We start from the raw sequence: 15,136 nt of genomic DNA on the forward strand, positions 1-15,136 counted from the left end.
ATCAGGCCTGGATGTGGCGAGCGAGGAAATCATGATCCCGCCTCATCAGGGCCGTGCCATCCCCTTACTCGTCGCTACCACCCGGCTCGGAGGTCACGTCGCCTTCGGCGGCGGAATCGGTCTCGACCGACTCGCCATCCACCAGGACGTCGTTCTCTTCCTCGTCGCTCTCGGCGATGCGCTGCAGGCCGACCACGGTCTCGTCTTCACCGGTACGGATCAGACGGACACCGCCGGTGTTGCGGCCTATGATGCTCACTTCGCTCACGCGAGTGCGCACCAGGGTGCCGCCGTTGGTGATCAGCATGATCTGGTCGGTATCCTCGACCTGGATCGCATCGATCACCTTGCCGTTGCGCTCGTCCACCTTGATGGAGCGAACGCCCTGAGTACCGCGGCTCTTGGTCGGGTACTCGTCCAGCGCGGTACGCTTGCCGTAACCGTTCTCGGTGGCGGTGAGGATAGCCCCTTCACCGCGCGGAACGATAAGGGAGACCACGTGGTCACCGGCGCCCAACTTGATGCCGCGCACGCCGGCGGCGGTACGGCCCATGGGACGCACGCCCTTGAAGGTACCCTTGCTTTCGGTGCCTTCAGTGCCTTCGCCGTTGTCGCTGCCATCGTCGTCGTTGCCGGCGTCGTCGTCGGTCTCGACTTCATCGCTGGCATCCGCATCGGCGCGGCCGCTGCCTTCAGCGAAGCGAACCACCTTGCCCGCGTCGGAGAAGAGCATGATCTCGTTGCTGCCGTCGGTGATGTCCACCCCGATCAGCTCATCACCCTCTTTGAGGTTGATGGCGCGAATACCGGAGGAGAGCGGACGGCTGAAGTCGGACAGGCTGGTCTTCTTCACGGTACCGTTGGCGGTGGCGAAGAAGACGTACTTGTCGGCATCATATTCCTTCACCGGCAGGATGGCGGTGATGCGCTCACCCTCGTCCAGCGGCAGCAGGTTGATGATGGGACGACCACGGGCGCCGCGGGACGCTTCCGGCAGCTGGTAGACCTTGAGCCAGTAGACCTTGCCGCGGGTGGAGAAGCACAGGATGGTGTCGTGGGTGTTGGCCACCAGCAGACGCTCCACAAAGTCCTCTTCCTTGATCCGGGTGGCCGACTTGCCACGACCACCGCGGCGCTGGGCCTCGTAGTCGGAGAGCGGCTGATACTTCACATAGCCCTGGTGAGACAGGGTGACGACCACGTCTTCCGGGGTGATCAGATCCTCGATGTTGATCTCGGCGCTGGACATACTGATCTCGGTGCGACGCTCGTCGCCGTACTGCTCGCGCACGGCCAGCAGTTCGTCACGGATCACTTCCATCAGGCGCTCGGGGCTGGCCAGGATGTGCAGCAGCTCGGCAATGAGATCCAGCAGAGACTGGTACTCTTCCAGGATCTTCTCGTGCTCGAGGCCGGTCAGCTTGTGCAGACGCAGGTCAAGGATGGCCTGGGCCTGGATCTCGGTCAGGAAGTATTGACCTTCACGGATGCCGAATTCCGGCTCCAGCCACTCTGGCCGCGCCGCGTCGTCGCCCGCTTTTTCCAGCATGGCGGCCACGTTGCCGAGTTCCCAGCCCTTGGCAACCAGGCCCGCTTTCGCATCCGCCGGGGTCGCACTGTGACGGATCAGCTCTATGATGGGGTCTATGTTGGCCAGCGCCACCGCCAACCCTTCCAGGATGTGGGCCCGATCCCGCGCCTTGCGCAGTTCGAACACGGTCCTGCGGGTCACCACCTCACGGCGGTGCAGCAGGAAGGCATCCAGGATCTCTTTGAGGTTCATCACCTTGGGCTGGTTGTTATCGAGCGCCACCATGTTGATGCCGAAGGTGGTCTGCATCTGGGTGTGCTTGTAGAGATTGTTCAGCACAATCTCGCCGGACTCGCCGCGCTTGATCTCGATAACTATGCGCATGCCGTCTTTGTCAGACTCATCGCGCAGGGCGCTGATGCCCTCGATCTTCTTCTCTTTGACCAGCTCGGCGATCTTCTCGATCAGGCGAGCCTTGTTCACCTGATAGGGGATCTCGTGGACGATGATGGTCTCGCGACCACTCTTCTCGTCCACCTCCACCTCGGCCTTGGCGCGCACATAGACGGAGCCGCGACCGGTCCGGTACGCCTGGATGATGCCGGAGCGGCCGTTGATGATGCCACCGGTGGGGAAATCCGGGCCGGTGACATAGGTCATCAGCTCGTCGACGGTGAGCTCGCCATTCTCGATCAACGCCAGACAGCCGTTGACTATCTCGGTGAGGTTGTGAGGGGGAATGTTGGTCGCCATGCCCACCGCGATACCGGAGGAGCCGTTGATCAACAGGGTGGGCACCTTGGTGGGCATGACAGCCGGGATCATCTCGGTGCCGTCGTAGTTGGGCACCCAGTCCACGGTTTCTTTGTCCAGATCGGCCAGCAGCTCGTGGGAGATGCGCGCCATCCGCACTTCGGTGTAACGCATGGCCGCGGCGTTGTCGCCGTCAACCGAACCGAAGTTGCCCTGACCATCGACCAGCATGTAACGCATGGAAAAATCCTGCGCCATCCGGACTATGGTGTCATACACGGCACTGTCGCCGTGGGGGTGGTATTTACCGATTACGTCACCGACCACACGGGCCGATTTTTTATAGGGCTTGTTCCAGTCGTTCCCCAACTCGTTCATTGCATACAGAACGCGGCGGTGAACCGGTTTCAAGCCATCACGCACATCCGGCAGAGCTCGTCCTACGATCACGCTCATGGCGTAATCAAGATAGGAACTCTTGAGCTCTTCTTCGATGTTGACCGGCGTGATCTCTCTGGCCAGATCGCTCATAGAAAGCCTTAATCCCTAATTAGTTGTTCTTTGGCTTAAACAGCGCGACATGGTAACACAGCAAGGGCGATTGCTTAAGTCGGAAATCGGGCTGGTTTGCATAAGTCGCTTCGTTATAATGCCCGCCAGGACAATAGATTGCGCGCGCCCTGCCCGCTGCGCGCCCCGCCACAGGATCTTGCCAAGATGAACACTGACGCCAACGTCGATCTGACAGAAATTGCCAAATTCGAAGCCATTGCCTCCCGCTGGTGGGACATGGAGGGAGAGTTCAAGCCACTGCATCAAATCAACCCGGTGCGCCTTGACTGGATCACCGACAAGAGCGGCGGCCTGTTTGGCAAGCGCGTGCTCGACATCGGCTGCGGCGGCGGCATCCTCTCCGAGAGCATGGCCCGCCGCGGCGCCCGGGTCACCGGCATCGACATGGGCAAGGAGCCCCTCGGGGTGGCGCGCCTGCACGCCCTGGAGCAAGGGGTGGAACTGGAATACCGCCAGATGACCGCCGAGGAGCACGCCAGCGAGGCCCCCGGTCAATACGATCTGGTCACCTGCATGGAGATGCTCGAGCACGTGCCGGATCCGGCCTCGGTGCTGCGGGCCATCGCCACCCTGGTGCGACCGGGCGGCCGGGTGGTGGTCTCCACCATCAACCGCAATCCCAAGTCGTTCCTGATGATGATCGTCGGCGCCGAGTACCTGCTGAAGATGGTGCCCAAGGGCACCCATGACCACAAAAAATTCATCACCCCCGCCGAGCTGTGCCGCATGGGTGAGGCGGCAGGCCTCTTGGTGCGGGACATGAGCGGCGTCCACTATTCGCCGCTGACCGGTCACTTCAAGCTGGGGGCGAATGTCGACGTCAACTACATGGTGGAGTTTGTCCGCCCGGAGCAGGGCTGATGAGCGCCCCCCTGCCCCTGCGCTGCGTCTTGTTTGATCTGGACGGCACCCTGCTCGACACGGCCCCGGATCTGGGGGCCGCCGTCAACCATGTGCTGATAAGCGAAGGCTTTGCCCCCCTGCCCGAGGCCATCATCCGCCAGACCACCTCCCACGGGGCGCTCGGGCTGCTCAGGGCGGGCCTGGGGGACGAGCTGCTCGAAGAGCTGGGTGCCACTCGCCTTCGCACCGCCCTGCTCGACTACTACGCAGCCAACCTCTGCGTCGGCACCCGCCCCTATGAGGGGATGCTGGATCTTATCGCGTGGCTGGATGAAAAAGCGCTGCCCTGGGGCATAGTCACCAACAAGCCGGGCTTTCTCACGAAGCCGCTGCTGGCGGCCCTGCCGGCCCTGGCCAGCTGCGGCGTGGCGGTCAGTGCCGATACCCTGCCGGTGCGCAAGCCCGACCCCGCTCCCATGTTCTTTGCCTGCGAGCGGCTTGGCGTCGAGGCAGCTCACTGCCTCTACGTGGGGGATCATGTGCGCGACATCGAGGCGGGACGCAACGCCGGCATGCGCACCGCGGTGGCCGGCTGGGGCTATCTGAGCGATGACGAGGACACCGCCGCCTGGGGCGCGGATCTGCACTTTGATACGGTGCAGGGGCTGCATCACTGGCTGCGCTATGAACTGGGCTGAGTCGCCACGGCCCGGGCAGGGCGTCACCATCGCCTTGCTGCCCGTTATCCATCAGGACGCCTGACCGCCCGCCCCGTCGCAGCCCCCCTGAACAAGGGGCGAGCTCCTCTGCCAGGGGCCGGAGCATGTGCCAGCCCATGCCACCTGTGGCGACCACTTTTGGCGCGGATCGCACAGGGATTGTGCAAGGTTCCGAGGGGCGATGGCGACTAGTAAAAAGGGGCTGGTTTCGCAAGCAAAAAAAGTTATTTTAATTTTCCATCTTTGATCCCGGAGCGCGCGTGTCAGGGATCGGACGAAGGAAAACCCGTTCGCTGTGAGTAGTCACTAACAGTTGCCATGACACCCACAATTTATCCACAGCCCTCTCCCCATCCATGCGTTGCAAAGCGGTGATGACCTCACTATCTTGTAGCTCGCATTCAAAATAACACTACATCTTGTGTCTCACCGCATCTCGCCCCACTAGAAAAGGGGGGCGGGTCTGCTTGCTTGTCAAGCCTTGCGATGAGTTTTTCGGGAATCAACAAAAGGTCATCAGCCAATGAACTTGTTTGTGACGAAGCGTAACGGCCACAAAGAACCCATCGATCTGGACAAGATCCATCGCGTGCTCGACTGGGCCGCCGAGGGACTCGACAACGTGTCGGTCTCCCAGGTGGAGCTCAAGTCCCACATCCAGTTCTATGACGGTATCCGTACCGCCGACATCCACGAAACCGTCATCAAGGCCGCTGCTGACCTGATCTCCGAACAGAGCCCGGATTACCAGTACATGGCCGCCCGCCTGGCCATCTTCCACCTGCGCAAGAAGGCCTACGGCCAGTTCGAGCCGCCCCACCTCTACCAGCACGTCGCCCGTCTGGTAGACATGGGCAAGTACGACAAGCACCTGCTTGAGGACTATACCCAGGCCGAATTCGAGGAGCTCAACGAGCACCTGGATCACTGGCGTGACATGGACTTCTCCTACGCTGCCGTCAAGCAGCTGGAAGGCAAGTACCTGGTGCAGAACCGCGTCACCGGCGAGATCTACGAGAGCCCGCAGTTCCTCTACATCCTGGTGGCGGCCTGCCTCTTCTCCAAGTACCCGAAAGATACCCGTCTGGACTACATCAAGCGCTTCTACGATGCGGTCTCGACCTTCAAGATCTCCCTGCCCACCCCCATCATGAGTGGCGTGCGCACCCCGACTCGTCAGTTCAGCTCCTGCGTGCTGATCGAGTGCGATGACAGCCTGGATTCCATCAATGCCACCGCCAGCGCCATCGTGCGCTACGTCTCCCAGCGCGCCGGCATCGGCATCAACGCCGGCCGCATCCGTGGCCTGGGCAGCCCCATCCGTGGCGGCGAAGCCTTCCACACCGGCTGCATCCCCTTCTACAAATACTTCCAGACTGCGGTGAAGTGCTGCTCCCAGGGCGGCGTGCGCGGCGGTGCGGCCACCCTCTTCTATCCCCTGTGGCACACCGAGGTGGAGAGCCTGCTGGTGCTGAAGAACAACCGCGGCGTGGAAGAGAACCGGGTCCGTCACATGGACTACGGCGTGCAGATCAACAAGCTGATGTACCAGCGCCTCATCAAGGGCGGCGACATCACATTGTTCTCCCCCTCCGATGCGCCGGGTCTGTACGACGCCTTCTTCGCGGATCAGGACAAGTTCGAGCAGCTCTACGTCAAGTACGAGCAGGATCCGTCCATTCGCAAGAAGACCCTCAAGGCGGTGGATCTCTTCTCCCTGATGATGCAGGAGCGCGCCGGTACCGGTCGCATCTACATCCAGAACGTGGATCACTGCAACACCCACAGCCCGTTCGATCCGAGCGTGGCCCCGGTGCGCCAATCCAACCTCTGTCTCGAGATTGCGCTGCCCACCAAGCCGCTCAACAACGTGGATGACGAAGAGGGCGAGATTGCCCTGTGCACCCTGTCTGCCTTCAACCTCGGCGCCATCGAGAAGCTGGAAGACCTGGAAGAGATGGCCGATCTGGCGGTGCGCGCCCTGGATGCCCTGCTCGACTATCAGGACTACCCGCTCAAGGCCGCGATGAAGGGCAGCATGAACCGCCGCACCCTGGGCATAGGCGTCATCAACTACGCCTACTACCTGGCCAAGAACGGCGCCCGCTACTCCGACGGCTCAGGTCTGGCCCTGACCCACCGCACCTTCGAGGCGATCCAGTACTATCTGCTGAAGGCCTCGGTGCAGCTGGCCCGCGAGTTCGGCCCCTGCCCGGCCTTCAACGAGACCACCTACGCCCAGGGTATCCTGCCCATAGATACCTATAAAAAGGATCTGGACGCCCTGTGCAACGAGCCGCTGCACCTGGACTGGGAAAGCCTGCGTGAAGAGATAAAGACAGTGGGTCTGCGCAACTCCACCCTGACCGCCCTGATGCCGAGCGAGACCTCCAGCCAGATCTCCAATGCCACCAACGGTATAGAGCCGCCCCGTGGCCTGGTGTCGGTCAAGGCCTCCAAGGACGGCATCCTCAAGCAGGTGGTGCCCGAGTACGAGCGCCTCAAGGATCAGTACGAACTGCTGTGGAAGCAGCCGAGCGTCGACGGTTACCTGCAGCTGGTCGGCATCATGCAGAAGTTTGTGGATCAGGCGATCTCCGCCAACACCAACTACGACCCGGCCCGCTTCGAAGGCAACAAGGTGCCGATGAAGCAGCTGCTCAAAGACTTGCTGACCGCCTACAAATACGGCCTCAAGACCCTCTACTATCACAACACCCGTGATGGGGCGGACGACACCCAAACCGATCTGCAAGATGACGGTTGTGCGGGTGGGGCTTGCAAGATATAACCGCCAGCAAACATTGATTGACACCGAGCGGGAGCCAAGCCTCCCGCTTCCCCGTTTCTGCTAGTTAAGACATTGGACATCATGGCCTATTCAACTTTCTGCCAAACCCAAAACGACCAGCTCAAGGAGCCGATGTTCTTCGGTCAATCGGTCAACGTGGCCCGTTACGATCAGCAAAAATATGACGTGTTCGAGCGGCTGATCGAGAAGCAGCTCTCCTTCTTCTGGCGCCCGGAAGAGGTGGACGTCTCCCACGACCGCATCGACTACCAGGCGCTGCCGCCCCACGAGCAGCACATCTTCATCTCCAACCTGAAGTACCAGACTCTGCTGGACTCCATCCAGGGCCGCAGCCCGAACGTGGCCCTGCTGCCCCTGGTCTCCATCCCGGAGCTGGAGACCTGGATCGAGACCTGGGCCTTCTCCGAGACCATCCACTCTCGCTCCTACACCCACATCATTCGCAACATCGTCAACTCCCCTTCCCAGGTGTTTGACGACATCGTCACCAACGAGCAGATCCTGAAGCGCGCCGGCTCCATCAGCCACTTCTACGACGATCTGATCGAGGCGACCGCCCTCTACAACCTGCACGGTGAAGGGACCCACACCGTCGCCGGCCGCACGCTGACCATCAGCCTGCATGAGCTCAAGAAGAAGCTCTATCTGTGCCTGATGAGCGTCAACGCCCTGGAGGCGATCCGCTTCTACGTCAGCTTCGCCTGTTCGTTTGCCTTCGCCGAGCGCGAGCTGATGGAAGGCAACGCCAAGATCATCAAGATGATCGCCCGTGACGAGGCGCTGCACCTGACCGGGACCCAGCATATGCTGAACCTGATGCGCAGCGGCCAGGACGATCCCGAGATGGCCGAGATAGCGCGAGAGTGCGAACAGGCCTGCTTCGACATCTTCAAGGAAGCGGCGGAGCAGGAGAAGGAGTGGGCCGAATACCTGTTCCAGGACGGCTCCATGATCGGCCTGAACAAGGACATCCTCTGCCAGTACGTGGAATACATCACCAACCTGCGCATGGCGGCCGTCGGCCTGCAACCAGCCTTTGCCGGCGCCAAGCAAAACCCCATCCCCTGGATCAACACCTGGCTCTCCTCCGACAACGTCCAGGTGGCGCCCCAGGAGGTGGAAGTGAGCTCCTACCTGGTGGGTCAGATAGACAGCGAAGTGAGCCACGAAGATCTGGGTGACTTCGAGCTGTGAGGGAGTGCCTGCTGGCGCCGGCGCAACCCGGACAACGGCGCGAGGACGAGGCCAGGCGCCCCGCCCTCGTCCATAGCCGGTACGGCGCCCTGGCGACCCGGCCGGGGGAGACCCTGCTCGACACCCTGGAACGCCACGGCCATCGCGTGGAGTTCCAGTGTCGCAGCGGCTATTGCGGCGCCTGCCGCACTCCCCTGCTGGCGGGCCGGGTGCACTATCCCGAACCGCCCCTGGCCTTCGTCCCGCCGGGCCAGTGCCTGCCCTGCTGCTGTCGCCCCCTGGGCAACGTCAGCCTGGATCTGGCTCACGGCGACTGAGCCATCCCCAGGATACCAGGAGCCCTCAGATGAGGGCTTTCTCTTTTCTCTCTTCCCTCCCCGACCCCCTGATGGCCCTTGCCATCACCCCAGCGGCCATCGAGTGCGCTTGATGTCGGCACTGACATCGGCACGCCAGCCATAAAAAATGCCCTCCGAAGAGGGCATGTTCCTTGTTGCAACCAAGGTTGCCGAGTGTGGACTCAGACGTTGCGGCTGGCCGCAGGCTGCCCCTGCAGGCTCTCATCCTCGGCCATGCAGGCCGCGGCGGTGAACAGCACGTCGGTGGAGCTGTTGAGGGCCGTCTCGGCGGAGTCTTGCAGCACACCGATGATGAAGCCGACCGCGACCACCTGCATGGCGACATCGTTGCTGATGCCAAACAGGCTGCAGGCGAGCGGGATCAGCAGCAGGGAGCCGCCGGCTACCCCGGAGGCGCCGCAGGCACTGATGGTCGCTACCACGGAGAGCAGCACGGCGGTCGCGATATCCACCTGCAGACCCAGGGTGTGCACGGCCGCCAGGCTCAGTACCGTGATGGTGATGGCGGCGCCGGCCATGTTGATGGTGGCCCCGAGCGGGATGGAGACCGCATAGGTGTCTTTGGGCAGCTTGAGCTTCTCACACAGCGCCATGTTGACCGGGATGTTGGCGGCGGAGCTGCGGGTGAAGAAGGCGGTCACGCCGCTCTCTTTCAGGCAGGTCAGCACCAGGGGATAGGGATTGCGCTTTATCTTCCAGAACACGATAAGCGGGTTCACCACGAAGGCGATGAACAGCATGCAGCCGATCAGCACCGCCAGCAGGTGCGCATAGCCGAGCAGGGCATCGAATCCGGTCTCTGCCAGGGTAGAGGCGACCAGGCCCAGAATGCCGAGCGGGGCGAAGCGGATCACCAGCTTGACGATGGTGGAGATGCCACCAGACAGATCGGAGACCAGGGCCTTGGTGCTGTCACTGGCATGACGCAGCACGACGCCAAGGGCGATGGCCCAGCCCAGGATGCCGATGTAGTTGGCGTCCATCAGCGCCTTCACCGGATTGCTTACCAGGTTGAACAGCAGGGTCTGGAGCACTTCGGTGATGCCACCCGGGGGGGTGATGTCGGCCGTGTTGGCAACGAGGTGCAGGCTGGAGGGGAACAGGAAGCTGGCCAGCACCGCCACCAAGGCTGCCGCGAAGGTGCCAAACAGGTAGAGGCCCAGCAGCGGGCGGATATTGGTCTTCTGACCCTGCTTGTGGCCCGTGATGGCGGCGATCACCAGCACGAAGACCAGGATGGGGGCCACGGCCTTGAGGGCACCGACAAACAGACTGCCGAGCAGGCCGGCGGATTTGGCCCACTCAGGCGCAAACAGTGCCAGCAGGATACCGGCGATCAGGCCGACCAGGATCTGGCTGACCAGGCTGGTACTATTTACCAAACGAAGGAGGGGGTGTTGTTGTGTCATCTATATAGTCCCTGTACACACGCGGTGTTTGAATCATTGAGTCCTGTGGCGACCATCTTCATTCGGCACTGACCGAACGAACCCCCCTGCTGCGGGCAGACCTTCTCTTGACGGGGTCCGTATTCCAAGGGGGAGTCGCACCATGGGAATATCCCATCTACAACAGGTTTTTTCCACACATACACCACGAAAATCCCATTTTACATCACAAAAAACCACAACAATTGGATAACGCAATATCAACACCCGGGTGAAGAAGGCTAAATCTTGCCCACTCGGCACCGGGAAGCCCCCGGGCCATGGGTCAGGTGGTATCATGGCCCCTTTACTCAGGATGACGCCCCATGATCTCCTCTTTGCTGCAACAGCACTTCGGTTTCACCCAGCTCAGGCCAGGCCAGGAGGCGGTGATGGCGCAGATCCTGGCCGGCCGCAGCGCCGCCGCCATCTTCCCGACCGGCTCCGGCAAGTCCCTCTGTTACCAGCTGCCGGCCCTTGCCCTGCCCCACCTCACCCTGGTGATCTCCCCCCTCATCGCCCTGATGCAGGATCAGCTGGCCTTCCTCAAGGGCAAGGGCATAGCGGCGGCGGCACTGGACTCGAGCCTGAGCCCGGAGCAGAGCCGGGAGGTGATGGGTCAGATAGAGGCGGGCCAACTCAAGATCCTGATGATCTCGGTCGAGCGGCTCAAGAACGAGCGCTTTCGCCGCTTCATCGCCACCGTGCCCATCTCCCTGATGGTGGTGGATGAAGCCCACTGCATCTCGGAGTGGGGCCACAACTTTCGCCCCGACTACCTCAAGTTGCCCGAGCACAGGCGTGCCCTCAAGATCCCCCAGGTGCTGCTGCTGACCGCCACCGCCACCCGCGCCGTGATGCAGGACATGCAGCGCAAGTTCGACATCGACGATGACGGCCTGGTGGTAACCGGCTTCTACCGTCCCAACCTGGACTTGAATGTCGTGCCCATGGCGCCAGGGGCGCGAGACGCCTGGCTGATAGGGGAGATGGCGCGCGCGCCCTCGGCCCCGACCATCGTCTATGTCACCCTGCAGCACACCGCAGAGGCGTGCGCCGCCCGGCTGGCCCAGGCCGGCATCCGCGCCCGCGCCTATCATGCCGGGCTCGGCGCCGATCTGCGCCAGACTATCCAGCGCGACTTCATGAGCGGCCGGCTCGACTGCATCGTCGCCACCATCGCCTTTGGCATGGGCATCGACAAGGCCGATATCCGCCGGGTCATTCACTACGACTTGCCCAAATCCATCGAGAACTACAGCCAGGAGATAGGTCGCGCCGGACGGGATGGTCAGCTATCCCACTGCACCGTGCTGGCCGACCGCACCCAGTTGCCCGTGCTGGAGAACTTCGTCTACGGGGATACGCCGGACAAGGCCGCCATCGCCCAGCTGCTGACCCAGCTCCCCCCGGCCGGCGAGGCCTGGGAGTTCGTGCTGCTGCGCCTCTCAAACGAAACCAACATCCGCCAGCTTCCCTTGAAGACCCTGCTGGTCTACCTGGAGCTCAATGGCATCTTGAGCCCGGCCTACAGCTACTTTGCCGACTACAGGTTCAAGTTCATCGCCGACAGGGACGCCATACTCGCCCGTTTCGATCAGGGGCGCCGCCACTTCCTCGAGGCCCTGTTTGCCAGCGCCCCCCAGGCCCGCAGCTGGTGCACCATGGATTTCGAGGCACTCTGGCAGGGCTATCAGGGGGAGCGTGGCCGCGCGGTGGCCGCCCTCGACTATCTGCAGCAGCAGGGGCTCATCGAACTCGAGAGCAAGCAGATGACCGAGGTCTATCAGGTGCAGCGCACGCCCGCCTCCCTGGATGCCCTCGTCGAGGAGCTTCATGGACTCTTCGTGCAAAAAGAGCAGAGCGAGCTGGCCAGGTTGCAGGCCCTGCTCGCCTTCTTTACCTCATCGGCTTGCCTGAGCCAGGCCCTGGCTCGCCATTTTGCCGATGAGCAGGCCCCCGCCCGCTGCGGCCACTGTTCCGTCTGCCGCGGCCAGGTGGCCCACTTGCCCCCCGAGCCGATGGCGTCACTGCCCAATGAGGCGGGGATCCGCGCCTGGTGCGATCCCCTGGCGAGCCAGTTGCCGAGCCCCGATCCCAGGATCCTGGCCCGCTTCCTGTGCGGGATCAGTACCCCTCTCACCACCCGCCTCAAGGCGGGTAAACTGGCTGGCTTTGGCCGGCTGGGCGATATCCCCTTCGCCCAGGTGCTCACCCTGGTAACGCAGGCCTATGGGCATCAGAGCGCCCACTAGGCGGCTAAAGCCACAGCAGGCAGGCGGCGCGGCCTCACACGCCACCAGCTTGCCTCAGCACAGGGAGAGCACGCCTGTGCCATGAGGCCGATCGTCATGATCAGCGTCTGCATGGGGGCCATGGCCAGGGGAGGACGGTGTCTGCGGCGCCCCATCCATCGCCATCAAGGCGCTGAAAAAATAAGACCCTCGCGGATGCGAGGGTCAAGCCAACGGAAACGTGCTTAAACAGAGCTTTGTTTTCGATACGCAGACGCTCTCTTGCTAAAGCGGCGCAGCACCGAACACAGGTGCCAATCTAGAGCAGTGAAAATGTAGCGTCAATGTAAAAATTAGAGCTAAAGCACCAACCTACCAACATTACGCTTACGCGCACGTAAAGCACATTCCACTACCTGACCATGCCGAGCCAACTCCCGTCTGCCCTGGCGTCCTGCGATCCATCAGGGGTTGTCCCTCGTACTTCTATTGGCAGCCATGCTGAAACATTTATTTTTATCTCTTTGACATTGCCCCGACTCTCGTGGCAAAAATAATTTAACAGTCAGTAACATACAGACACCGCTTGCCTGGCGCCGCCCAAAACGCCGGGATCCGGGCCAACCGATTTAAAGCCGTGCGCTGTGATGGATTACTGGGGGCTGTTGACTAGGCTTAAGAGGAAAGCACAACAAGAGTGATAAACCGGTCATTTTAGGGTAAGCGACTATAACGAGGGCTAAGTTATGGGCATCTTCGAGCATTACCAACAGCGTTACGAGCAAGCCAGGGAAGAGGAGTACAGCATTCAGGAGTTCCTGGACATGTGCAAACAGGACAAATCCTGCTACGCCTCCGCCGCCGAACGTCTACTGGTTGCCATCGGCGACCCGGAGATGGTTGATACCGCCACCAACCCGAGACTCAGTCGTCTCTTTTCCAACCGGGTCGTCGCCCGTTATCCCGCCTTCAAGGATTTCTACGGCATGGAAGACGCCATCGAGCAGATCGTCTCCTACCTCAAGCACTCCGCCCAGGGCCTGGAAGAGAAGAAGCAGATCCTCTATCTGCTTGGCCCGGTCGGCGGCGGCAAATCGTCTCTGGCCGAGAAGCTCAAATCCTTGATGCAGAAGGTGCCCATCTACCGGATCAAGGGATCCCCGGTCAATGACCACCCCTTCTGTCTGTTCGACATGGAAGAGGACGGCGAGCTGCTGGAGAAAGAGTACGGCATCCCGCGCCGCTATCTACGCCCCATCATGTCCCCCTGGGCGGCCAAGCGCCTGACCGAATTTGGCGGTGACATCACCAAGTTCAAGGTGGAGAAGGTCAACCCCTCCATACTGCACCAGATCGCCATCGCCAAGACCGAGCCCGGCGATGAGAACAACCAGGACATCTCCTCCCTGGTCGGCAAGGTCGACATCCGCATGCTGGAGCACTATGCCCAGGACGATGCCGATGCCTACTCCTACTCGGGGGCGCTGTGCAAGGCGAACCAGGGCATGATGGAGTTCGTGGAGATGTTCAAGGCCCCCATCAAGGTATTGCACCCGCTGCTGACCGCCACCCAGGAAGGCAACTACAACGGTACCGAGGGGCTCTCTGCCCTCCCCTTCGACGGCATTCTGCTGGCTCACTCCAACGAGTCAGAATGGCAGCACTTCAAGAACAACCGCAATAACGAGGCCTTCCTCGACCGTGTCTATATCGTCAAGGTGCCTTACTGCCTGCGGGTCTCGGAAGAGGTGAAGATCTACGAGAAACTGCTCACCAACAGCGAACTGACCGAGGCCAAATGTGCCCCGGGCACCCTGGAGCTGCTGGGACAGTTCTCCGTGCTGTCACGGCTCAAGGAGCCGGAAAACTCCAGCCTCTACTCCAAGATGCGGGTCTATGACGGCGAGAGCCTCAAGGACACGGATCCCAAGGCCAAGAGCTATCAGGAGTACCGGGACTACGCCGGGGTGGATGAGGGCATGAACGGCCTCTCGACCCGCTTCGCGTTCAAGATACTGTCGCGGGTCTTCAACTTCGACCATGCCGAGGTGGCGGCCAACCCGGTTCACCTCTTCTATGTGCTGGAGCAGCAGATAGAGCGCGAGCAGTTCCCCCAGGAGATACACGATCGCTACCTGGAGTTCATCAAGGGCTATCTCACCCCGCGCTACGTGGAGTTCATCGGCAAGGAGATCCAGACCGCCTACCTCGAGTCCTACTCGGAATATGGCCAGAACATCTTCGATCGCTACGTCACCTATGCGGACTTCTGGATCCAGGATCAGGAGTACCGGGATCCGGAGACGGGCCAGCTGTTTGACCGCGCCTCCCTCAACAGCGAGCTGGAGAAGATCGAGAAGCCGGCCGGGATCAGCAACCCGAAAGACTTTCGTAACGAGATAGTCAACTTCGTGCTGCGGGCCCGGGCCAACAATGCCGGCCGCAACCCGAACTGGACCAGCTACGAGAAGCTGCGCACCGTCATCGAGAAGAAGATGTTCTCCAACACCGAGGAGCTGTTGCCGGTCATCTCCTTCAACAGCAAGACCTCGGCGGAAGAGCAGAAGAAACACGATAACTTTGTCGAGCGGATGATGGAGAAAGGCTATACCCGCAAACAGGTACGGCTGCTCTCCGAATGGTATCTCAGGGTACGCAAGTCATCCTGATCCTGACGGCTTTGCCAAGGGG

General features: G+C 61.4%; 9 protein-coding genes. 7 read left to right on the top strand and 2 right to left on the bottom strand.

Annotation, left to right across the window (positions count from 1 at the left end; all coding sequences use genetic code 11):
• Positions 1-64: 64 nt before the first annotated feature.
• On the bottom strand, positions 65-2,815 hold the full coding sequence (gene gyrA / locus ACW5W4_RS01390) for a DNA topoisomerase (ATP-hydrolyzing) subunit A (RefSeq protein WP_456688154.1): 2,751 nt from the start codon (positions 2,813-2,815) through the stop codon (positions 65-67).
• Between the two features lie 186 nt (positions 2,816-3,001).
• Here gyrA and ubiG point away from each other — a divergent pair, with 186 nt between their 5' ends.
• The 5 genes from ubiG to yfaE all read left to right on the top strand — a co-directional run bounded on the left by ubiG (position 3,002) and on the right by yfaE (position 8,742).
• Entirely contained in the window at positions 3,002-3,718 is a 717-nt protein-coding gene (gene ubiG, locus ACW5W4_RS01395; RefSeq protein ID WP_408793394.1) for a bifunctional 2-polyprenyl-6-hydroxyphenol methylase/3-demethylubiquinol 3-O-methyltransferase UbiG, read from the top strand.
• Positions 3,718-4,398 (top strand): HAD family hydrolase, encoded by a 681-nt coding sequence (locus tag ACW5W4_RS01400; RefSeq protein WP_456688155.1) that lies wholly within the window; start codon positions 3,718-3,720, stop codon positions 4,396-4,398. Before ubiG ends, ACW5W4_RS01400 begins: the two co-directional genes overlap by 1 nt.
• Positions 4,399-4,942: 544 nt before the next feature.
• Positions 4,943-7,210 carry a class 1a ribonucleoside-diphosphate reductase subunit alpha gene (gene nrdA / locus ACW5W4_RS01405; protein ID WP_456688156.1) on the top strand — a complete coding sequence of 756 codons (2,268 nt, stop codon included), beginning with the start codon at positions 4,943-4,945 and terminating at the stop codon, positions 7,208-7,210.
• 81 nt (positions 7,211-7,291) lie between these two features.
• The gene (gene nrdB / locus ACW5W4_RS01410) at positions 7,292-8,425 is read left to right on the top strand and encodes a class Ia ribonucleoside-diphosphate reductase subunit beta (protein ID WP_456688157.1); all 1,134 of its coding nucleotides are present in this window, start codon (positions 7,292-7,294) and stop codon (positions 8,423-8,425) included.
• Positions 8,426-8,433: 8 nt separating this feature from the next.
• Complete coding sequence (gene yfaE, locus ACW5W4_RS01415) at positions 8,434-8,742, top strand: class I ribonucleotide reductase maintenance protein YfaE (RefSeq protein ID WP_456688182.1); 309 nt, start codon at positions 8,434-8,436, stop codon at positions 8,740-8,742.
• A 203-nt stretch (positions 8,743-8,945) separates the two neighbouring features.
• Here the strand turns inward: yfaE and sstT are convergent, their stop codons facing one another.
• On the bottom strand, positions 8,946-10,193 hold the full coding sequence (gene sstT, locus ACW5W4_RS01420) for a serine/threonine transporter SstT (RefSeq protein ID WP_427261812.1): 1,248 nt from the start codon (positions 10,191-10,193) through the stop codon (positions 8,946-8,948).
• A gap of 344 nt (positions 10,194-10,537) precedes the next feature.
• Here sstT and ACW5W4_RS01425 point away from each other — a divergent pair, with 344 nt between their 5' ends.
• On the top strand, positions 10,538-12,466 hold the full coding sequence (locus ACW5W4_RS01425) for a RecQ family ATP-dependent DNA helicase (protein WP_456688158.1): 1,929 nt from the start codon (positions 10,538-10,540) through the stop codon (positions 12,464-12,466).
• 725 nt (positions 12,467-13,191) lie between these two features.
• Positions 13,192-15,114, top strand: a complete 1,923-nt coding sequence (locus tag ACW5W4_RS01430) for a PrkA family serine protein kinase (protein WP_111872767.1) — start codon at positions 13,192-13,194, stop codon at positions 15,112-15,114.
• Positions 15,115-15,136: the final 22 nt, after the last annotated feature.

It is taken from the genome of Aeromonas crassostreae (assembly GCF_054052445.1).